This window comes from Ilumatobacter sp. (assembly GCF_965215205.1).
Taxonomy (GTDB): Bacteria; Actinomycetota; Acidimicrobiia; order Acidimicrobiales; family Ilumatobacteraceae; genus Ilumatobacter_A.
The window spans coordinates 1,894,108-1,912,220 of record NZ_OZ244049.1 but is presented as its reverse complement, the minus strand read 5'-3'; the positions used below and the strand labels follow the sequence as shown (position 1 = coordinate 1,912,220).

At 65.8% G+C, this 18,113-nt stretch carries 28 protein-coding genes; 14 read left to right on the top strand and 14 right to left on the bottom strand.

Annotation, left to right across the window (positions count from 1 at the left end):
• Positions 1–304 precede the first annotated feature (304 nt).
• Entirely contained in the window at positions 305–1,438 is a 1,134-nt protein-coding gene (locus ACOOHC_RS08950) for a winged helix DNA-binding domain-containing protein (protein WP_420453644.1), read from the top strand.
• Positions 1,439–1,716: 278 nt separating this feature from the next.
• Here ACOOHC_RS08950 and ACOOHC_RS08945 read toward each other — a convergent pair whose 3' ends face one another.
• Entirely contained in the window at positions 1,717–2,004 is a 288-nt protein-coding gene (locus ACOOHC_RS08945) for a putative quinol monooxygenase (RefSeq protein ID WP_420453643.1), read from the bottom strand.
• Between the two features lie 187 nt (positions 2,005–2,191).
• Complete coding sequence (locus tag ACOOHC_RS08940) at positions 2,192–3,130, bottom strand: tyrosine-type recombinase/integrase (RefSeq protein ID WP_420453642.1); 939 nt, start codon at positions 3,128–3,130, stop codon at positions 2,192–2,194.
• Between the two features lie 70 nt (positions 3,131–3,200).
• Between ACOOHC_RS08940 and ACOOHC_RS08935 the strand changes: the two genes are divergently transcribed.
• Both ACOOHC_RS08935 and ACOOHC_RS08930 read left to right on the top strand, forming a co-directional pair.
• A complete protein-coding gene (locus ACOOHC_RS08935; protein WP_420453641.1) occupies positions 3,201–3,431 on the top strand; it encodes a hypothetical protein in 231 nt (76 codons plus the stop codon).
• Complete coding sequence (locus ACOOHC_RS08930; RefSeq protein WP_420453640.1) at positions 3,431–3,703, top strand: hypothetical protein; 273 nt, start codon at positions 3,431–3,433, stop codon at positions 3,701–3,703. The genes ACOOHC_RS08935 and ACOOHC_RS08930 overlap by 1 nt, the downstream gene beginning before the upstream one ends.
• A 91-nt stretch (positions 3,704–3,794) precedes the next feature.
• Here the strand turns inward: ACOOHC_RS08930 and vapC are convergent, their stop codons facing one another.
• Positions 3,795–4,193, bottom strand: a complete 399-nt coding sequence (gene vapC, locus ACOOHC_RS08925; RefSeq protein ID WP_420453639.1) for a type II toxin-antitoxin system VapC family toxin — start codon at positions 4,191–4,193, stop codon at positions 3,795–3,797.
• The gene (locus ACOOHC_RS08920; protein WP_420453778.1) at positions 4,190–4,390 is read right to left on the bottom strand and encodes a type II toxin-antitoxin system VapB family antitoxin; all 201 of its coding nucleotides are present in this window, start codon (positions 4,388–4,390) and stop codon (positions 4,190–4,192) included. The genes vapC and ACOOHC_RS08920 overlap by 4 nt, the downstream gene beginning before the upstream one ends.
• Positions 4,391–4,572: 182 nt before the next feature.
• Between ACOOHC_RS08920 and ACOOHC_RS08915 the strand changes: the two genes are divergently transcribed.
• Together ACOOHC_RS08915 and ACOOHC_RS08910 are read left to right on the top strand one after the other, a co-directional pair.
• Positions 4,573–4,854, top strand: coding sequence for a type II toxin-antitoxin system Phd/YefM family antitoxin (locus ACOOHC_RS08915; RefSeq protein ID WP_420453638.1), 282 nt, complete (start codon positions 4,573–4,575; stop codon positions 4,852–4,854).
• A complete protein-coding gene (locus tag ACOOHC_RS08910) occupies positions 4,851–5,273 on the top strand; it encodes a type II toxin-antitoxin system VapC family toxin (RefSeq protein WP_420453637.1) in 423 nt (140 codons plus the stop codon). The genes ACOOHC_RS08915 and ACOOHC_RS08910 overlap by 4 nt, the downstream gene beginning before the upstream one ends.
• 132 nt (positions 5,274–5,405) lie before the next feature.
• Here ACOOHC_RS08910 and ACOOHC_RS08905 read toward each other — a convergent pair whose 3' ends face one another.
• A complete protein-coding gene (locus ACOOHC_RS08905) occupies positions 5,406–6,680 on the bottom strand; it encodes an ISL3 family transposase (protein ID WP_420451721.1) in 1,275 nt (424 codons plus the stop codon).
• 163 nt (positions 6,681–6,843) lie between these two features.
• On the opposite strand from ACOOHC_RS08905, the gene ACOOHC_RS08900 reads away from it, so the two are divergent.
• Entirely contained in the window at positions 6,844–7,074 is a 231-nt protein-coding gene (locus ACOOHC_RS08900; protein ID WP_420453636.1) for a FitA-like ribbon-helix-helix domain-containing protein, read from the top strand.
• Positions 7,071–7,469, top strand: coding sequence for a type II toxin-antitoxin system VapC family toxin (locus ACOOHC_RS08895; RefSeq protein WP_420453635.1), 399 nt, complete (start codon positions 7,071–7,073; stop codon positions 7,467–7,469). Before ACOOHC_RS08900 ends, ACOOHC_RS08895 begins: the two co-directional genes overlap by 4 nt.
• Positions 7,470–7,580: 111 nt before the next feature.
• Here ACOOHC_RS08895 and ACOOHC_RS08890 read toward each other — a convergent pair whose 3' ends face one another.
• On the bottom strand, positions 7,581–7,865 hold the full coding sequence (locus ACOOHC_RS08890) for a GNAT family N-acetyltransferase (protein WP_420453634.1): 285 nt from the start codon (positions 7,863–7,865) through the stop codon (positions 7,581–7,583).
• 26 nt (positions 7,866–7,891) lie between these two features.
• On the opposite strand from ACOOHC_RS08890, the gene ACOOHC_RS08885 reads away from it, so the two are divergent.
• A protein-coding gene (locus ACOOHC_RS08885; protein ID WP_420453633.1) for an IS3 family transposase occupies positions 7,892–9,024 on the top strand; the annotation gives its coding sequence in 2 pieces (ribosomal slippage) (positions 7,892–8,153 and positions 8,153–9,024; 1,134 coding nt in all).
• Positions 9,025–9,050: 26 nt separating this feature from the next.
• Here ACOOHC_RS08885 and ACOOHC_RS08880 read toward each other — a convergent pair.
• Positions 9,051–9,272, bottom strand: coding sequence for a hypothetical protein (locus ACOOHC_RS08880; RefSeq protein ID WP_420453632.1), 222 nt, complete (start codon positions 9,270–9,272; stop codon positions 9,051–9,053).
• A 289-nt stretch (positions 9,273–9,561) separates the two neighbouring features.
• Here ACOOHC_RS08880 and ACOOHC_RS08875 point away from each other — a divergent pair.
• From ACOOHC_RS08875 to ACOOHC_RS08860, 4 genes are all read left to right on the top strand, one after another.
• A protein-coding gene (locus ACOOHC_RS08875) for an IS3 family transposase (protein ID WP_420453631.1) occupies positions 9,562–10,709 on the top strand; the annotation gives its coding sequence in 2 pieces (ribosomal slippage) (positions 9,562–9,835 and positions 9,835–10,709; 1,149 coding nt in all).
• A gap of 183 nt (positions 10,710–10,892) precedes the next feature.
• On the top strand, positions 10,893–11,213 hold the full coding sequence (locus ACOOHC_RS08870) for a hypothetical protein (RefSeq protein ID WP_420453630.1): 321 nt from the start codon (positions 10,893–10,895) through the stop codon (positions 11,211–11,213).
• Positions 11,214–11,273: 60 nt separating this feature from the next.
• Positions 11,274–11,570 carry a transposase gene (locus ACOOHC_RS08865; RefSeq protein WP_420452368.1) on the top strand — a complete coding sequence of 99 codons (297 nt, stop codon included), beginning with the start codon at positions 11,274–11,276 and terminating at the stop codon, positions 11,568–11,570.
• A gap of 50 nt (positions 11,571–11,620) precedes the next feature.
• Positions 11,621–12,457, top strand: coding sequence for an IS3 family transposase (locus tag ACOOHC_RS08860; protein ID WP_420452369.1), 837 nt, complete (start codon positions 11,621–11,623; stop codon positions 12,455–12,457).
• A gap of 195 nt (positions 12,458–12,652) precedes the next feature.
• On the opposite strand, the gene ACOOHC_RS08855 is transcribed toward ACOOHC_RS08860, so the two are convergent.
• Genes ACOOHC_RS08855 through ACOOHC_RS08840 form a run of 4 tightly spaced genes read right to left on the bottom strand, consistent with a single transcriptional unit; the run spans position 12,653 to position 14,397 of the window.
• Positions 12,653–12,916: a hypothetical protein gene (locus ACOOHC_RS08855; protein WP_420453629.1), complete on the bottom strand. Its 264-nt coding sequence runs from the start codon at positions 12,914–12,916 to the stop codon at positions 12,653–12,655.
• Positions 12,913–13,149 carry a hypothetical protein gene (locus tag ACOOHC_RS08850; protein ID WP_420453628.1) on the bottom strand — a complete coding sequence of 79 codons (237 nt, stop codon included), beginning with the start codon at positions 13,147–13,149 and terminating at the stop codon, positions 12,913–12,915. Before ACOOHC_RS08850 ends, ACOOHC_RS08855 begins: the two co-directional genes overlap by 4 nt.
• 31 nt (positions 13,150–13,180) lie before the next feature.
• A complete protein-coding gene (locus tag ACOOHC_RS08845) occupies positions 13,181–13,630 on the bottom strand; it encodes a hypothetical protein (RefSeq protein WP_420453627.1) in 450 nt (149 codons plus the stop codon).
• Positions 13,631–13,683: 53 nt separating this feature from the next.
• Positions 13,684–14,397: a glutaredoxin family protein gene (locus ACOOHC_RS08840; RefSeq protein ID WP_420453626.1), complete on the bottom strand. Its 714-nt coding sequence runs from the start codon at positions 14,395–14,397 to the stop codon at positions 13,684–13,686.
• A 7-nt stretch (positions 14,398–14,404) separates the two neighbouring features.
• Here ACOOHC_RS08840 and ACOOHC_RS08835 point away from each other — a divergent pair, with 7 nt between their 5' ends.
• Complete coding sequence (locus tag ACOOHC_RS08835; protein ID WP_420453625.1) at positions 14,405–14,536, top strand: hypothetical protein; 132 nt, start codon at positions 14,405–14,407, stop codon at positions 14,534–14,536.
• Between the two features lie 44 nt (positions 14,537–14,580).
• On the opposite strand, the gene ACOOHC_RS08830 is transcribed toward ACOOHC_RS08835, so the two are convergent.
• Genes ACOOHC_RS08830 through ACOOHC_RS08820 form a run of 3 tightly spaced genes read right to left on the bottom strand, consistent with a single transcriptional unit; the run spans position 14,581 to position 17,359 of the window.
• The gene (locus ACOOHC_RS08830; protein ID WP_420453624.1) at positions 14,581–15,252 is read right to left on the bottom strand and encodes a lysophospholipid acyltransferase family protein; all 672 of its coding nucleotides are present in this window, start codon (positions 15,250–15,252) and stop codon (positions 14,581–14,583) included.
• Entirely contained in the window at positions 15,249–15,929 is a 681-nt protein-coding gene (cmk, locus tag ACOOHC_RS08825) for a (d)CMP kinase (protein WP_420453623.1), read from the bottom strand. Before cmk ends, ACOOHC_RS08830 begins: the two co-directional genes overlap by 4 nt.
• Complete coding sequence (locus ACOOHC_RS08820) at positions 15,926–17,359, bottom strand: GuaB1 family IMP dehydrogenase-related protein (RefSeq protein ID WP_420453622.1); 1,434 nt, start codon at positions 17,357–17,359, stop codon at positions 15,926–15,928. Before ACOOHC_RS08820 ends, cmk begins: the two co-directional genes overlap by 4 nt.
• A gap of 36 nt (positions 17,360–17,395) precedes the next feature.
• On the opposite strand from ACOOHC_RS08820, the gene ACOOHC_RS08815 reads away from it, so the two are divergent.
• Positions 17,396–18,103 (top strand): alpha/beta fold hydrolase, encoded by a 708-nt coding sequence (locus tag ACOOHC_RS08815; RefSeq protein WP_420453621.1) that lies wholly within the window; start codon positions 17,396–17,398, stop codon positions 18,101–18,103.
• Positions 18,104–18,113: the final 10 nt, after the last annotated feature.

The window sequence follows — 18,113 nt, the reverse complement described above, 5'->3', positions numbered from 1 at the left end:
CACTGCGAGCGATTGTTCTGCTCTCTCGGATTCGACGGAGCAGCCTGGTCGACGGAAGCAGAAATCCGAATTTGCTACAAGCCCCCCGCCCTGGCGTACGTTGAGAGTGGCGAAAGACGGCGAGGCTCGGCGAGCGCTTCGGAGCACTTGTTCTGCGCACAATCTCGAGCGGGTCGACCGATGGGAGGTGCCGATGTCGGACGGCCCATCAAGGTCGCCGCCGTCGTAGTTCTGATCGGCCTGGCCCGGTGGGCACGGCGACCCCACCCTGCGGTGGTAGGCGCTGCCGCTTTAGGTTGTGGTCGTGACCGCATGGACCCAGGAAGCGTTGACTCACGAGACGATGGTTCGCCAGGGCCTGTCGTCGCGGCAATCGGTCACAGTGACTGAGGCCGTGCAGTCGGCGCTGGCGCTGCAGGCCCAGGAACCGGCGGCGCCGTATCTGGCGCTTTGGAATCGCATCGACGGCTTCGACCCGAGCGATCTCGATCGGTCGCTGGCTGGCGGTGCGATCGTGAAGGCGTCACTGTTCCGGTTCACGTTGCATGCCGTCGCTGCAGACGACATCTCATGGGCACGGGCCGCCATGCAGAGTCGAGTACGCGACGCCGGCTATCACGATGTCCTCAATGAAGTCGGGCTCACTGCGGAGCGGTTCGACGATCTCCTCGAACAGTTGTCGAAGGTGATGGTCGAACCGCACAGCAATGGCGACATGGCACAGGTGCTCACTCAGCTCGTTCCCGAGGCCGAAGACCCGGCCCGACTCTGGTCGGCTCTCCGTATCGTCGGCGCCTTCCGGAACGCTCCGACAACCGACCTCTGGTCGTTCGGCCGAAGCCCGGCCTTCCTGCCCTGCATCGTTGCCGCCGATGACGGACCTGCCGCAACCGCTGAACTCGTACGTCGTTACCTGTCAGCCTTTGGTCCAGCGACGATCGCCGACATGGCGCAGTTCACGATCCTCAAGCGGTCGGCGATCCGGGAGGTCGTGAAATCGATGGCCGACGTCGTCGCCGTTGCCGGGCCGGACGGAGCACAGCTGTTCGATGTGAACGGTGGCAATCCCCAACCCGACGACCGGATGGCAACGCTCCCGCCGCGGCTGTTGGGGATGTGGGACAGCGTGTCGCTCGCGTACGCAGATCGCTCACGCGTGATCCCCGACGAGCACCGCCCGCACGTCATCCGGCGAAACGGCGATGTCCTCCCGACCGTCTTGGTGAATGGTCTCGTCAGCGGTGTCTGGCGGGCTACGGCCGACGCGATCGAAGTTCGAGCGCTGGATCCGATCGACGATGCGACTCTGGAAGGTCTGGACGACGAGGCGCGGGACCTGCGACGACTCCTGGTCGACCGGGAGCCCGCACTTTTCGCCCGATTCGGGCGATGGTGGGATCGTCTGCCCGACGGTCTGACGATCACAATCGGGTCCTGAACGCCGACTAGTCGCGGGCGATGGGCTCGCCCGATGATCTCCGGCGATCCCGATGAGTCGATGGGACCGCCCACGAATCTGGATCATCCGTCGACCACGATGGGACCGGCGCCCGGCAGCAGCACTCTGGGATGGTCGGACGAGCGCAGTCGTGCCGAACACGAGCGGTCTGGCTCATCGCTGAGGCCCGTTGATATCGAGTGGGGTTCGGCCGGCCGCACCTCGCCAGAGTGCCGGTGCGCTTGACGAGGCGGAATTCTCCATCGCTCCAGCTGTCTTCACGTGAGCGAGGTACTGGCGGCTACTTCATGCTGACTGACCTTCGCATCAAGGATGGCGGCCTGCTGATCATCGCTCGGGCCGGACCCTCGAAACGCTTCGACCGCTTCTGTGGACTCCCACTGCTCGAAGATGTTGATCCGGTCGGCCTCGAGTGGATCGGCTGAGAGGTGGAAGTCAATGCATCCGTCAGAGGCTCGAGCTGCTTGGACCACTTGTCGGCAGCCTTCGAGATAGCTTGCGCGCTCGTCGGGATCGACTTTGAGGAATCCTGAAACGATGATCACCAATCCGTTCTAGCACCCGCCATGCGACACCGTGAGCGTCGTCCCGACGCCGCCGACGCCGCCTTCGGCCCGCACGTTCTGGAGCGCCCGACCACCCGCAGTCGTGCCGTTCTTGCGCAGTCTCGTGGTCTGCTTCGTGATGTTGTTCTGAGGGGGTAGGGGTTCTGTTCGAACGTTCGAGTCCGAGTCAGCGGCTGGCTCCGGCGACGAAGGTGGAGACGATGTAGGTGGCGTGGCGATCGAGTGATCCTCGTCCTCGGTCGTAGCGCATCGTCGTCCTCGGGTCGGAGTGCGACGCTGCTTCTTGGACGTCTCGGAGTGGGACGCCGGCGTCGAGGGCTGCGGTGATGAAGCTGTGTCGCAGCGAGTGCGGGCTGATCCGCTTAACGATCCCGGCAGCCTTCGTCAGTCGCCGCACGATCCGAGCCGACGCATGGCGATCGAGCCTGCCCGTGCTGTCGTTATTCAAGAAGATCGGCCCCGATTCCCGTTTACCGATGTAGAGATCCAGTGCCCGTGCCGTCCTCGGCGAGAGCGGGATTGTGGCGGTCTTGTTGCCCTTGCGATGGATGAACAGGGTGCGGTGCCCGCGGTTGACGTCGAGGTTCTCGATGTCTGCACCGAGTGCCTCGGAGATGCGCAACCCGTTCAACGCCAACAGGCAGGCGAGTGCGTGGTCGCGTCCGCCGCAGAGGCCGGCTTGGACGAGGAACGCGCCGAGTTCGTTGCGATCCAAGCCGAGGGTGGAGGACTCGTAGTCCTGCTTTGGTCGACGGACATGGGCTGACGGGTCGCGTTCGATCAGGCGTTCTTGGGCGCAGTACTTGTAGAACCCGCAGATCGTCGACAGTCGTCGCCCGATGGTCGAGCGAGCCTTGCCTTCGGACTCTGACCAGCGTGCGTACAATTCGATGTGGGCACGTTCGATCTCGAACGGGTCGAGAAACGCGGTGTCGAGCCAGCTGATCCATCCGTGCAAGTCGAGCCGGTATGCCTCAAGTGTTGTGCCGGAGTAGCCGGCCAGGAAGCCAGCAATGGCGTGGCGGACGCGTTCGCGGATCGGGTCGGCTTTGATCAGGACGAGTTGGCCGACGACTTCACTGGAATGAGCGCTGGTGGGGTTCATGACGGTTCTCCTTTGGATTCGTGGAGATCCCACGTACGCACACACGACCGGGCCTCGTCAAGGTAAGTTGATGCTTGTGGAGCCGGTGATCTTGGCCTCAGCTCGCAAGTACCAGGTCTCCGACGACGACATGCTCCACGCCTACCGCAACCCGATTCGAGTGTTCGACCTCGGCGAACTCGACATGCTGATCGGCCCCGACACTGCCGCACGAATTCTCGAGATCGGCGTGTCGGAGGCCGAAGGGATCAAATTCATCATTCACGCCATGCCCGCCCGAGACAGATTTCTGGAGACCTGATGCCCCGCTCAATCCAAGACATCCTCGACCACGCCGACGAACTCGCCGCACGCTTCGAGAACTATGAACCCGACTCCGCCGACGAACGCCCCGTCGAGGAGTACCTCCTCGAACGCGCCGCCCTCGACCGAGCACGTAGCGAACGACAAATCGTGGACGCCGTAGCAACGGCACGATCGAAGAACGTGTCCTGGGCTCGCATCGGTGAGCTACTCGGCACCTCAGCCCAAGCAGCACAACAGCGCTACAGCAACGTCATCGCCACCAGCTGATATCGCGCACCCGACCGCTCACAGTCGTGCCGATCTGATCGGTGGGGTCCGTTCGAGGCGCCGCCGATATGCGCTGTCCGGGCTGCACGAGTCAGTTTCGTGAGTCGGGGTGTAGCCGCACATCGGTATGCCGTGCGAGCGCCGCGAAATCGTCATCAGCGTGGAGGATCTCGGCACCTGCGCGGACGGCAACTGCGCCGATCAGACAGTCGATGAGCTTGCGGACGGTTTCGCCATGAGCGCGACAGGACCGGTACATCGATGCAGCGTCGTCGTAGTCGGCTGGAGTCGTGGGCAGCATCGTCGCCCGGGCCAGCAACCCACGGAGTTGGATCAGATGCCGTTCGTCGCGGGCGCCAGCGAGAACTTCCATCGACACGGCGTCACAGATCGCAAGGTCGGCATCGAGCAGTCGGTCGACGGCGACGCAGACCTCCGAGCCGGTGTCTCGCAGAAACTCGATCCACGCCGAAGTGTCGACGAGGATCACGCCCGGCTCGTACGCATCTCGTCGAGGTCGCCGTCCCAGCCGCTCCCGCGCATCGACCGTGCGTCATCGAGGCCGAGCGGTTCGCCTGCGACATGGCGCAGTGCAAGGTTGACGGCCTCGCGCTTCGTGCTGAGATGGAAACGCTCCATCACCCGCTGGCAGAGTTCGTCGTCGATGTCGATGTTGGTGCGAGACATACACCCACAATACACCAAGCGGTCAATCACGCGCACCTGGCCGAGCACCGAGGTGCCGATCTTTCGCTGTTTCGGAGTCTGAATGGCAGCGTTGATATGCGTGGGTTTTGAGCGGCTCGGCGCGGCGACGAGTATCCAGAGCGGCCCGTTGACAGTGCCGCCGAAGTAGCTACACTGATGGCATGAACCTAGCTACTTCGAGGTCAGAGGTCGGGATCCGCGACCTGAAGAATGGTCTCAGCAAGTACATCGATCGCGTGGAGGCCGGTGAAGAGGTAATCGTGACGGATCGAGGTCGTCCGGTTGCCAGACTCTCTCCGCTCGACGCGCCGGATGATCGCCTCGCTGACCTCGTCGCCGCTGGCGTAGTTCGACCACCCCCGAGCGGCACTCGTCATCGCTCCCGTTCCCGAATCAAGCCGAAGGGAAATGTGAGCGGTCTCGTTGCTGAGCAACGTCGGTGATCACGTACGTCGATACGTCGACCCTGATCAAACTCATCGTCGATGAGGAGGGTTCGGACCGCGCGGAACTGATCTGGCAGTCCGCTGATCCGGTTGCCTCGGTCAGCTTGGTCGTGGTCGAAGCGCGCGCTGCGCTCGCTGCAGCCGCACGAGGTAAGCGGCTTTCGACCGATCAGCTGCACTTCGCCAAGACCGAGTTGGCTGCGTTCGTCGACGATCTCCATCTTGTTGAGGTGACCGAGGAGCTCATCGAGAGCGCCGCGCAGCTCGCGGAGGTCGAGTCGCTGAGGGGCTACGACGCAGTCCACCTCGCAGCCGCGGTCTTCGTCCGTGCCGCGGTACTCACAAGCGCGGACCGAGCGCTGTGCGAGGCAGCCGAACGGCAGGGCCTACACATCGCCGACCCACTGACGACGTGATCCGCTCGGTCCATCGGCATGAACACCGCCGACATTCTCGTGCAGGTGATCGCTCACAGTCGTGCCGATCACGAGCGGTCTGCGTGAGCGGTCCGATCCGTTGATATGCCGCTCTTCTGCTGTATCCGTGGGTCAGGTTCGGCCTGGGAGGGCGGGTGGGTGGCTGCCAAGCGCGAGCAGGGCGAGGGCGATGAGGGGTTCGGGTCCGTGGAAGCCGAACGCGATGCGGGTGAGGAGCCGAATCTTGGTGTTGGTCGACTCGATCAGGGCGTTGGAGAGCCCGGAGTCGAGGGCGTGATCGATCGCCACTCGGTGCTTCACGATCTTGCGGGCGAGTTCGACGAAGGCCGGCATTCGCGACCGGCGCGCCCACGACAACCACCTGTCGAGCGCGTGCTTGCCGGCGTCACCCTTGACGGCAAACACGAACCGCAGTCCTTCCTTGAGCAGGTAAGCGCGATGGAGCCGAGGGTCGATCTTGGCGATCCAGTCGAGCTGGGCGCGTTGGTTCTCGGTGAGATCGCCGGGGTTCTTCCAGAGCGCGTAGCGGGCGCGTGCGATGCCGAGCGAGGTGCCTCGTGCGCGTCCTCGCTGGGACATGACGGTCGTGATCGCGTTTCGTCCCGATGCCTGGTTCCAGGCTCGGCGACGCTCGACGTCGAGCGCTTCGATGGCCCACGCGACGACGTGAAACGCATCGGCGCAGCGCACGGCGTTCGGGGCTCGCTTGGCGACGACGCGGGCGATCCAGCCCGCCATGTCCGCAGAGATGTGGGTCAACTCCGCAGCGCGTTCGTTGCCGAGTTCGTCGAAGAACACCTCCAAGTCGGCGTCGGTGCGGCCAGGGCCGACCCACACCAGATGGCCGGTGTCGTGATCGACCACGACGATCAGGTAGCGGTGTCCGCGCTTGTAGGAGATCTCATCGATCCCGATCCGTCGCAACCCGTCGAGACGATCAACACGCGCCTCGACATCTGCATTGACCCGCGTGACGATCGCACCGATGGTGCGCCACGCCACCCGCAACAACTCACACGTCGCGGACTTCGAGGTGCGCACCGCCAGCCACGCCGCCAAGTCGTCGAAGTCGCGGGTGTGGCCGACCCCATGACGAGCCCACGGCACTGCCACCACCGTCGGTCCGTGCGTGCGGCAACGCACCCGGGGTGCGTCGGCTTCGATGAACACCTTCGTCGTGCCGGCGTCCAACGCCCGCCACCGCCGACGACCATCACCACGGTCGTAGCGAGGCGAACGTCGATGGCAGTGTCCGCAGCGGCCACGAGCCCTCGCATCAGGTCGTGCCGACACCACGATCGATCCATCGGTGTCGTCGACACGGACCCCTTCCACGACCGTGCGCGTCAACCCGCACGCCTTCTCCCATACCTTGGTGTTCAGCACCCCGTCTGCCGTCCTTTCAGTTTCGAGCCTTCGACAGCGCGAAACCTAGGAATCAGGCGGGGTGCACCCGCGGATAGGCCCTCAACTCACCCACGGACAGAGCAGAAGAGCGTGATATGCGCGCACGCTTGCAGCCGGGGTCGACTGCAAGCATAATGAAAGCATGCCGAACGTGTTGATCCGAGATCTCCCAGCAGAAGTTCATGCGAGCCTGCAACGGCGCGCCGAAGCAGCAGGACAGTCACTCCAGCAGTACCTGACCAACGAACTTTCACGTGTCGCACAATCGCCGACGCTCGCCGAGGTGATGGAGCGAATCGCACAACGCTCGGGTGGTCGAGTCGGCTTCGAAACTGCCGTTGACGATCTCGCCGATGAACGTGCGGAGCGGTGATCGTCGTTGATGCGTCGGTGCTGGCGAACGTGGTCGGTGACGACGAGTCGGCGGGGATGCTCGCTCGTCGCCGGCTGCAGGTCGCGGGCGCCGCGTCAGCGCCTGACCTTGTCGATGTCGAGACGGTGTCGGTTCTTCGTCGTCGTTGGTTGAAGGGAGATCTCACCGATGAACGTTTCCGCGATGCGATCGACGACCTTCTCGCGCTGCCGATCACTCGGTTCCCAACGGGGTCTCTGATGTCGAGAGCGTTCGAACTCCGAGCGAACGTCACCGCATATGACGCTTGCTACGTCGCTCTTGCCGAGGCCCTCGAGTGCACGCTGGTTACATCCGACCAACGACTCGCGAACGCTCCAACCATCAGCTGCGCCACTGAAATCCTTCGGCAGTAGAGGGCTCGACCCTCCCTGAATTTCATCGTCAGGCGGCCGTCATTCTCGCGCAACCAACCGATCGCGGAAGTGCCGTTCTCGCTCAGGTTTCGGAGGCTGCCGCGCCGAGCGTTATCGCTCGGGCGTCGAGTCGTCGTCGATGAGCCGCTTCCCCATGCTGACGACGTCGTCGATGGAGAAGCCCAGACGCTCGTAGAACTGGATCGCACCGGTGTTCTCCACACGAATCTGGAGGTTGATCTTCGGGCATCCACTCACCTTCAGGTGCTGCTCTGCGCGATCCGTGATCAGTCGTCCGACTCCATCGCCACGGCAGGACAGATCGACGGCGAGATAGTTGTGCGGTGACCCCCTGGGAGTGGTCCAGTAGTTGTGCGGTCTGATCGTCTCGGCCATGGTGGTCGGGGCAGAAAGGACCGACGATGTCTCGACGACGACACACGCCGGAACAGATCATCCGCAAGCTCGCCGAGGGCCACAAGCTCCTTGCTGGCGGTCAGACGGTCGAGGAGGTGTGCCGACACTTCGGCATCGCCGAATCGACCTGGGCGCGCTGGCTGAACCAATACGGCGGCATGAAAGCCGACGACGCGAAACGACTTCGTGAGCTCGAGTCCGAGAACGCCCGGTTGAAGAAGCTGCTGGCCGAGGCGGAGCTGGACAAGGAGATGTTGAAGCATCTCGCCGAGGGAAAATGGTGACCCCGAACCGCCGCCGTGACGCCGTGCGCGAGCTGGAGGATCGGTTCGGGGTCTCGCAGCGTCGGGCGTGCCGGATCGTGGGTCAGCACCGCTCAACTCAGCGCCTCGACCCGCCACCGGTCCCCGATGACGAGGCCGAGCTACGCGAGTTCCTCCGGGCGTTCGCGAAGCGGCGACCCCGGTGGGGGTGGCGACGCGCCGCGAAGGAACTCCGCCGGGGCGGCTGGAAGGTCAACAACAAGCGGGTTCGGCGCCTGTGGCGTGACGAGGGCCTGCAGGTGCCGACCAAGTCCCGCAAGAAGCGCCTCACCGGAGTCGGCGCGCACGTTGGGCCCATGTCGCTGATCGCGCCGAACGCCTTGTGGGCGCTCGACTTCCAGTTCGATCACCTCATCGACCACCGCCAAGTCAAAATCCTCAACGTCATCGACGAATACACCCGAGAAGCACTTGCGATCGATGTCGCGCACTCGATCACCGCCGACGACGTCGTTGCCTGCCTCGACCGCCTCGCCATCGAACGCGGGCGGCCGCCAGCGTTCGTGCGCTTCGATAACGGCCCCGAGTTCGTCGCTGTCGTGGTCGCCGAGTGGTGCGCAGCGAACGGCACCGAGTGCGTGTTCATCGATCCCGGCTCACCGTGGCAGAACGCCTGGATCGAGAGCTTCAACAGCCGCCTACGCAACGAACTGTTGAACCTCTGGCCGTTCGACAGCCTCCTCAAGGCCCGAGTGATCATCGAGGACTGGCGCATCGACTACAACATCAACCGACCCCACACGGCCCACGGCGACCTCACCCCGAGCGAGGCCGCCAAGGCCTGGATCAGCCGACACCAACCCCAACCCGCATAACACCTGGACCACTCATCGGGACCCGCTCAGTTGATCCACCCTCGGTGGCCGTCGTAGCCGGCCATCACCGACGCAACGAGCTGACCGCGGCGGGCGGCGACGAAGAAGCCGCCATCGTCGAGCGCGAGCTTTCGATCGATGTCTGCGTCGGGGTCGTTCCATGACCGGGTGAGACCGCACGTCCTCCACAGCGCGATCACAGCCGCTCGGTCGGCTTCGTCGAATTGGCGAACCTCGAGCACATCCACCAGAGCAGTGTGGCGGACCGCACATTCTCGAGTTGTGCAGTCCGGCTTCGTCGGGCCTCGAGTGCGGATTCAAGGCGTCTCCGTGGCTGGGTCACTTCCAACTCGATCGCTTGCCCCGCCGGACGGCAGGCGACACGATGGAGCCATGGCAGTCGTCGGCGGCACTTCTCACGACTCGCGCTGGATGGTGAGCGTTCTTGCAGCGTTCTTCGTGGTGTCTCGGGTCTGCCCCCGATCTGGTTGACATCTCATCTGCGAGGATTGGTCCTCGCAGGAAAGGATGGCAATCATGCCCAAAGCGTTCCCTCCAGAGTTCCGCGACGAGGTCGTCCGTGTCGCGCGCCGACGCGAGCAACCTCTGCGACAGACCGCGAAGGACTTCGGGATCTCGGAGTCGTGTCTGAACCGTTGGCTCTCGATCGACGAGATCGAATCAGGTGACCGACCGGGCGTCACGAAAGCCGAGACCGCCGAGATGCGCGAGTTGAAGAAGCGGAATCGGGTGCTCGAGGAGGAGAACCTGATCCTGCGTCGAGCCGCAGCGTTCTTCGCGAAGGAGAGCCTCCCAGAATGATGTACCCGCTCGTGGTCGACCTCGCCGCCGAGGGCGTGCGGGTCTCGACGACGTGTCGGGTGCTCGGTTTCTCCACCCAGGCGTTCTACAAATGGCGCGCCCGACCGTGGTCGGACTCGGAGTGGGACGACGCGCATCTGATCAACGAGATCGTCGACCTGCACGCTGATGATCCCGAGTTCGGGTATCGGTTCTTGCACGACGAACTCGTCGCTGCCGGCCACGGCATCGGCGCCAACCGGGTTCATCGGCTGTGTCGTGAGAATCAGGTGTGGTCGGTGTTCGCGAAGAAACGTGGCCACGGCCGCACGGTCGGACCACCCGTGCATGACGATCTCGTCAAACGCCATTTCAAGGCTGAGCGACCGGATCAGGTGTGGCTCTGCGACATCACCGAGCACTGGACCGATGAAGGCAAGCTCTACATGTGCGCCTTCAAAGACGTCTGCTCCGGGCGCATCGTCGGCTACGCCCTCGACGCCCGGATGACATCGCAGCTCGCCGTCCGGGCGCTCGACAACGCCGTCATCGGGCGGGACTACCGAGGGACCGTGGTTCATTCCGACAGGGGGTCGCAATTTCGTTCTCGAGCCTTCGTCGCCCGACTTCAGCACCACGGCATGGTCGGGTCGATGGGCCGAGTTGGGGCGTGCGGGGACAACGCGATGATGGAATCGTTCTTCTCGCTGCTCCAGAAGAACGTCCTCGACCGTCGGCGTTGGCGCACACGCAGCGAGTTGACGTCGAGGATCGTGAACTGGACCGAGCGCACCTACCATCGACGCCGACGACAACCCCGCCTCGGCCGACTCACGCCCGTCGAGTTCGAACTCGTCTTCACACCCCAGGCCACAGCCGCCTGAACCTCACACCCCAACCGTCAACCAGACTGGGGGCAGACCCCTCAGCTTTCGTGTTCGAGTGGGGGCGACGCTGGTCCGAGTCTGGCGTCACGACTTGAGGTCGAGGAGCACGGCGATCTCGTGTGTGCTCCGGCGCCAGGATCGCCGCCGTCTGACTACCTCGTCGTTCTGGACTCGGTTGCGGTGCCCGCGAGTTCGACGTATCCGTATGCGCTGCAAACGAGCCGGCGCGACGGAGTCGACGGCGAGCCGTACTACTTCGCCAAGACGGGTCTGTGGTGGCGCGGCGACGGTGCTTTCGAGATCGCGGTCCCGGATGACTTTCGAGACCGTCTTGCCATCAGTTGGCGCAACGGCGACCGATCACCGACGTTCTCCGTCTCAGCCGACTGCGACATCACCGGTGAATGGGCGGGAGCTCCCGGCGGCTTCTGGGTGACGGAACCAATGTGCGCCGACATCATCGTTCGCTCCGGCGGCGTTGAACAACGCGAAACGATCTGATGTTGACCCGGTTTCTTGGACACCTGATTACGCGGGAGACCGTGTAGGAAGGAGGCCCAGATGGGTCGCCCGAACAAGTACCCCGATCAGTTCCGCAAGGACGCGATCGAACTCGCCCGATCGTCGGGTCGCCCGATCGCGGAGGTCGCCCGGTCGTTGAACATCGCGGAGGGCACCTTGTGGAACTGGGTGCGCGCTGCTCGCGATGCCGACAGCCGAGCAGGCGATCCTGCTGCGTTGTCGGAGTCCGAACGCGACGAGTTGGCCCGGTTGCGTAAGCAGGTGATCGAGCTGCAAACGGACAAGGAGATCCTTCGTCGGGCGGCTGCGTATTTCGCCCGCGAGACGATGCGGTGATCCGCTTCCGCTTCGTCCACGACCACCTCGGCGCCTTCGATGTCAAGCGGATGTGCGACCTCGTCGAGGTGCCCCGTTCGTCGTTCTACGCGTGGCTCACCCGCACGCCGTCGGCGCGCGACATCGCGGATGCCGAACTCCTGGTGACGATCCAAGACATCTACGAGCGCTCTCGCGGCAGCTACGGCGTGCCGCGCGTCTACGGGCAGTTGCGTCGTCGAGGTCACCGTGTCGCCCGATCCCGAGTCGCTCGGCTGATGCGCGCAAACCACCTGGTCGGGGCGCATTCGCCGCGCAAATGGCGACGCGGGCGCCCGGACCTGGGCGGGCCACCGGACCTGTTGAACCGGAACTTCTCAGCGTCGGCGCCGAACCAGCGGTGGGTCGCTGACGTCACCGAGTTCAAGACCGGCGAGGGCAAGCTCTACCTCGCCGGGATCCGCGACCTGTTCCACCGAGGCATCGTTGGCTGGGACACCTCCGGTCGCCAAGACACCAACCTCGTCGTCGCCGCGCTCGAGATGGCGTTGGCCCGCACGGGCAACCCGGCCGAAGTGATTCACCATGCCGACAAGGGCTCGATCTACACGTCGCTGGACTTCGCGTTCGCGGCCGGCAACGCCGACATGTCGCTGTCGTTCGGTTCCACCGGCGACGCCTACGACAACGCCGCTATGGAAACGTTCTGGGCTCGATTGAAGGTCGAGATCGCGTGGATCCGAGGCAGCATCTGGTTCGACACCCGCGCCGAGTGCCACGCCTACCTGTTCGAGTTCATCGAGGTCTTCTACAACCGGCAACGACACCAGAGCGGCCTCGATCACCTCACCCCAACCGAATACGCTGACAAGTGGCGCCACGACCACGGCCAGCCGAATCCGTCATAACCCCGTGTCCAAAGAACCGGGTCAACATCAATCGGCATCGGGACTCCTTGCCCCGGACAACAACCTCCCCAGGGACCGAGCGACACCTGATCGGCGTCTTGCAATGTTGCTCAGCCAGGCGGCGACCGATCCCACCGCCAGCTGAAAACAGGGCCCTCGCGCCGGGCCAGTCGGGCTACGTCCGATATCGACGGCTCACGCGACGGTCCTGTTGCCATACTTTCGCTGGGCGGCCTGCTTGCTAACGCCGAGCATCGCGCCGATCTCTGACCACGATCGATGGGCGATGCGAGCAGCTCGAACAGCCGAGTCGAGCTCGTCCTCGACGTGGCGGCGTTGATCGACGAGGACGACGATCTGGCGCAACGCATCGGTGTCGACTTCGCGAAGATCGACGGAGTCGACGTCGTCGGCCCAACGCTCGAGGTTGGTTGCTCGTTGTTCTCGTGTGGAACTCATTGCTTCCCCAATCGTTTCAGGAACTTCGGCCGAGCCCGCATCGCGTGTATCACCGCTGTTCCATCGTCGTCGGTGACGACGCCGACCTCCAACGGATCTGCGCTCGTCGACGGACCGATGAACATCGTGACCGCGTCATCGTCGGTCTCGAAGGCTCGCCAGTGATGTCGAAGAGCGTGGAGCATGTCGTCGTCGGAGACACCGTGCTTGCGGGCGCTCGCCTCGATGTCCACCTTCGAAGCGTAACGATGAATCGAACGAGCGTCAACACATGTTGACGAGCCCGCCCAGAACGCTCACCGGCGAGTCGCCGCTAACCCGCTCGTGATCCAGCAATATTCTTCGACCGGGGCACTCGATAACGCGCGAGATGGGAGCCGTCGCGACCCACTCGCAATCCGGCATCTCGATCGCCGGCCGCTCGGCTGACGACGCGTCGCGCCCGACCGACAACGATCGGTGGGAAGGTTCGAGAACGTCCCTGTTCGGCACACCCCAGGACCGCGGCTCGAATGAGCCCGAAGCGGTGTTCAAGAACCCGACCCGTTCGCATCCGGTCAGAACGCGCAGCTCACGCGCGACGATCTCGTCGTCCCGTGTGGGTTCCAGAGCGAGATGGATCGCACGGCGGCGGTCGATCCGGCCCGCCGCCGTGCTGATCGGGTGCTCGTTGCCGGAGTGTTCTGAGAACGGTGGTGTGCCGAAATTCCGCAACTTCGTCTCGACGAAACCCGGGTGGCGCGAGGCGCTCCCCCCGACCGGGAAGATCAGATGAGGTGCTTCGCGCCCATCCAGATGGCCATGGCGATCATCGCCGCGTTCTCGGTGAACGACACGAAGCCGAGCGGCACGTCGCTGCTCCCGCCGACGCAGGCGCACCTCAGTTCGCGCCCGTCGATCCACACCGCCTTGACGACCGACGCAGCGCCGACGGAGCCGATGAACAGGGCGACGGGGACGGAGATCCAGGTGAGGACGGTGGCGATCATCAAGATCCCGGCACCGGTCTCGGCGTAGGGGTAGACGTAGCTGTACGGCACCCATCGCCGAGCGAGGAGGTCGTAGTTGAGGAACATGGTGGAGAAGCTCTCGACGTCGCGGATCTTGAGGTACCCCAGCCCGCACATCGTGAACGCGACGAACCACTCGAAGGTCCGCTCGCTGATCCACCGGTCCTCGGCGATCCACGCGGCTCCCGCGGCCATCAGGAAGGTGATCGCGAACAGCGACAGCACCGGCCGGTAGCTGGTGCCCCCGCCGTCCTTGCGCTCCTTGCCGACGAACTCGCGCACGTCGTCGAGGGTGCCGACGAGCTCACCGTCGACGAACGTCTGCGGGGTCGTCTCGACATCCCACCTCTCGCGGAACGCAGCGGTCTCGTCATCGGTCTCGAGGTGGACGTCGGTGACGTCGAAGCCCTGCCGTTCGAGCAGATCGAGGGTCTTGATCCCGTACGGGCAGACGTGGTCCGGCATCACCATCCGGTGGATGGTCGCCTTCCTGGGGGAATCGGGTGCGGCGGTCGTGCTGCTCATGGTTCGCGTCCTTCCGATCGATCAGGGATCCTCGTCGTTCCTGCCGTCGACTCTAGACATTCCAGTCGACGGCAAGGTCGAGTGACGTTCGTCTCAACAGGAACGCCGACGTGGTGCCGGGATCGGGGGTCACGCGACGACGGAGCGGGCGTGGTCGTACAGTCGCTGGAGGTCGGCGTGGAGACGCCGGGTCGCGATCGTCAGGTGCTCGCGGCGCGCCCGGCCCCGCTCGTCGGTGCCGACGTGGAACGGCTCGCCGACCACGACGTGGACGCGCGCCGGACGGATGAACCGGGCGCCCTTGGGCATCGCGGCGTCCGAGCCGCCGATCCCGACCGGGACGATCGGGACCCCGGCCTTGGCGGCGACGAACGCCGCCCCCTCGAGCAGCGGGTGGACCGTCGGACCCTGCTTGCGCTCCCCCTCGGGGAACACGACGAGCGACTGCCCGCTGCGCAGCACCGTGATGCAGCGCTGCATCGCCTCGCGATCGATCGAACCGCGTGTGATCGGGATCGCGCCCATCGCGCTGAACACCCGTCCCAGCCACCCGTACTTCCACATCGAGTCCTTCCCGAGGTAGCGCAGCCGCTCGAGGCGCACCCACGACGAGATCGGCGTGTCGAGGTAGCTGCGGTGCACCGGAGCGAGCACGAACGCGCCGTCGGGGAGGTTCTCGCGACCCTCGACGGTCCCCCGGGTCCAGATCCGCAGCGAGTTGCTGACCAGCTGGCGGAAGAACCCGTACAGGAGGCGGTTCCAGCGCGTGTCGCGACCCAGCTCGGTGCGGATCCTCGTCATCGCCGCAACCGGCCCACGATGTCGGCGACCACCTCGTCGATCGACATCACCGTCGTGTCGACGATCTGGGCGTCGGACGCCTCGACGAGCGGGCTGTCCGTGCGCGAGGAGTCCTTGCGGTCGCGCTCGCGGATCGCGTCCTCGATCTCGTCGACGTCCCCCCCGGACTGGGCCACCCGACGCTCGGCGCGCACCCGGGGGGAGGCGGTCACGTACAGCTTGAGGGCGGCGTCGGGGAAGACCACCGAGCCGATGTCGCGACCCTCGACGACCGCACCCCCGTGATCGCGCACCCACCGTCGCTGGCGCTCGACCAACTCCGCCCGCACCGCCGAGTTGGCGGCCACGGCGCTCACGGCCGCGGTCACCTCGGACCCGCGGATCTCACCGGTCGCGTCCACCCCGTCGACGCTCACCCACGTCACCCCGTCACGGTCGTCGATCACCATGTCGAGCGATCGGGTCGCGCTCGCGACGGCGTGGTCGTCGTCGGGATCGATGCCGCGCCGGAGCACCGCGACGGTCACGGCGCGGTACATCGCACCGGTGTCGAGGTAGCCGACGCCCAGCTCGGCCGCGACTCCCCGTCCGACGGTGGACTTGCCCGCGCCGGCCGGGCCGTCGATCGCGACGACGGTGACCTCGGGTGCGCTCGCCACGACCTCCGGCGGGCTCACCACGACACCTGCTGGGGCCGACCCTCGTCGTAGCCCGCGGCCCCCTGCACGCCGACGACCGCACGCTCGTGGAACTCGTCGATCGAGGACGCTCCGGCGTAGGTGCACGCCGAGCGGAGCCCGGCGACGATCTGGTCGATGATGTCCTCGACGCCGGGGCGCTCCGGATCGAGGTACATGCGCGAGGTGCTGATGCCCTCCTCGAACAGCTCCTTGCGAGCACGCTCGAAGTCGGTCTCGGTGCGCGTCCGGTTCTTCACCGCACGGTTCGACGCCATCCCGAAGCTCTCCTTGTACAGCCGACCGTCCGTGTCGGTGGCGACGTCGGCCGCCGACTCGTGGGTGCCTGCGAGCCACGACCCGACCATCACGTTCGAGGCACCCGCAGCGAGGGCGAGGGCGACGTCGCGCGGGAAGCGCACCCCGCCGTCGGCCCACGTGTGGGCGCCGAGGCGTCGCGCCTCCGCCGAGCACTCCAGCACCGCGGAGAACTGGGGACGACCGACCCCGGTCATCATCCGCGTCGTGCACATCGCTCCCGGTCCCACCCCGACCTTGACGATGTCGGCTCCCGCTTCGATCAGGTCGCGCGTCCCCGTCTCGGTGACCACGTTGCCGGCGACGATCGTCGCGCCGGGGACCGCGGAACGCACCTCCTCGATCGCGGTGAGCGTCCTCGTCTGGTGCCCGTGGGCGGTGTCGATGACGAGCACGTCGACCCCCGAGGCGTCGAGCTCGCGGGCGCGGTGCGCCGGGTCGCCGTTGATCCCGACCGCGACCCCGATCAGCAGCCGGCCCGCGTCGTCGAGGGCGGGGGTGTAGATCGTCGAGCGGAGCGCGCCCTTGCGGGTCACCACGCCGAGCAGCCGCCCGTCGCCGTCGACCACGGGAGCCACGTGCAGCCGCCGCTCGCCCAACCGTGCGTGCGCCGCCGCCGCGTCGACGTCGACGTCGAGGATCTCGGGGTTCGGCGACATCACGCGGCGCAGCTGAGCGAAGCGGTCGAACCCGTCGGCGTCGGAGCCGACGAAGACACCGACGGGGCGGTCGTCCTCGACCACGACGACCGCTCCGTGGGCGCGCTTGTTGATCAGGGTGAGCGCCTCGGCGATCGTCGACTCGGGCCCGAGGGTGATCGGGGTCTCGAAGACCGGGTGGGCGGCCTTGACCTCTCCGACGACGCGGGCGATCACGTCGAGGGGGACGTCCTGGGGGAGGATCGCGATCCCGCCCCGCCGTGCGACGGTCTCGGCCATCCTCTTGCCCGCCACCGCGGTCATGTTCGACACCACCAGCGGGATCGTCGTGCCGACGCCGTCGGGGGTGGCGAGGTCGACGTCCATGCGCGACGGGACCCCCGACAGGCTCGGCACCATGAACACGTCGTTGTAGGTGAGGTCGTGGCCCGGGCCGGGATGCATCATGCGCATGGGCCCGCGATGCTATTGCGTCCTACGCTGCGCACCATGGGAACGTCGAGCGCCGACACCGTCCTGCTCGTCCACGGCTGGGGCGGGTCGTTCGAGGCCACCTGGACCGGCAACGGCTTCGCCGACCTGCTCGCCGACGGTGGCAAGCAGGTCGTCGGCGTCGACCTCCTCGGCCACGGCGAGGCGCCCAAGCCCCACGACCCGGCGGCGTACGCCGACCTGACCGAGCGCGTCGTCGACGCGCTCGGTGACGAGCCGGTCGCCGCGATCGGGTTCTCGCTCGGTGCGCTGACGCTCCTGCGCACGGCGATCGCCCGCCCGGAGCGCTTCGAGCGGCTCGTGCTGGCCGGCATCGGCCGCAACGTCCTGCACCCCGAGCACGCCGGATCGCGCCAGATCGCCGACGGGCTCCAATCGCTCGTCGACGGAGCGGAGCTCGCGAAACTCGAGCACGTCCCGCGCCTGTTCGCCCAGTACGCCAGCCGACCCGGCAACGACCTGCAGGCGCTCACGGCCGTGATGCGCCGACCCCCGGGACCCGAGATCACGCCGGCGTCGCTGGCGGCGGTGACGTGCCCCGTGCTGGTCGTCGTCGGCGCCGACGACTTCGTGCACCCCGGCGACGAGCTCGCCGAGGCGTTCCCCGACGGTCGCTGCGTGACCCTGCCGCGCACCGACCACTTCGCCACGACGGACTCGTTCGGGTTCTACGATGCGGCGCTCGAGTTCGTCGGGGCCCTCTGAGTGGGACCGG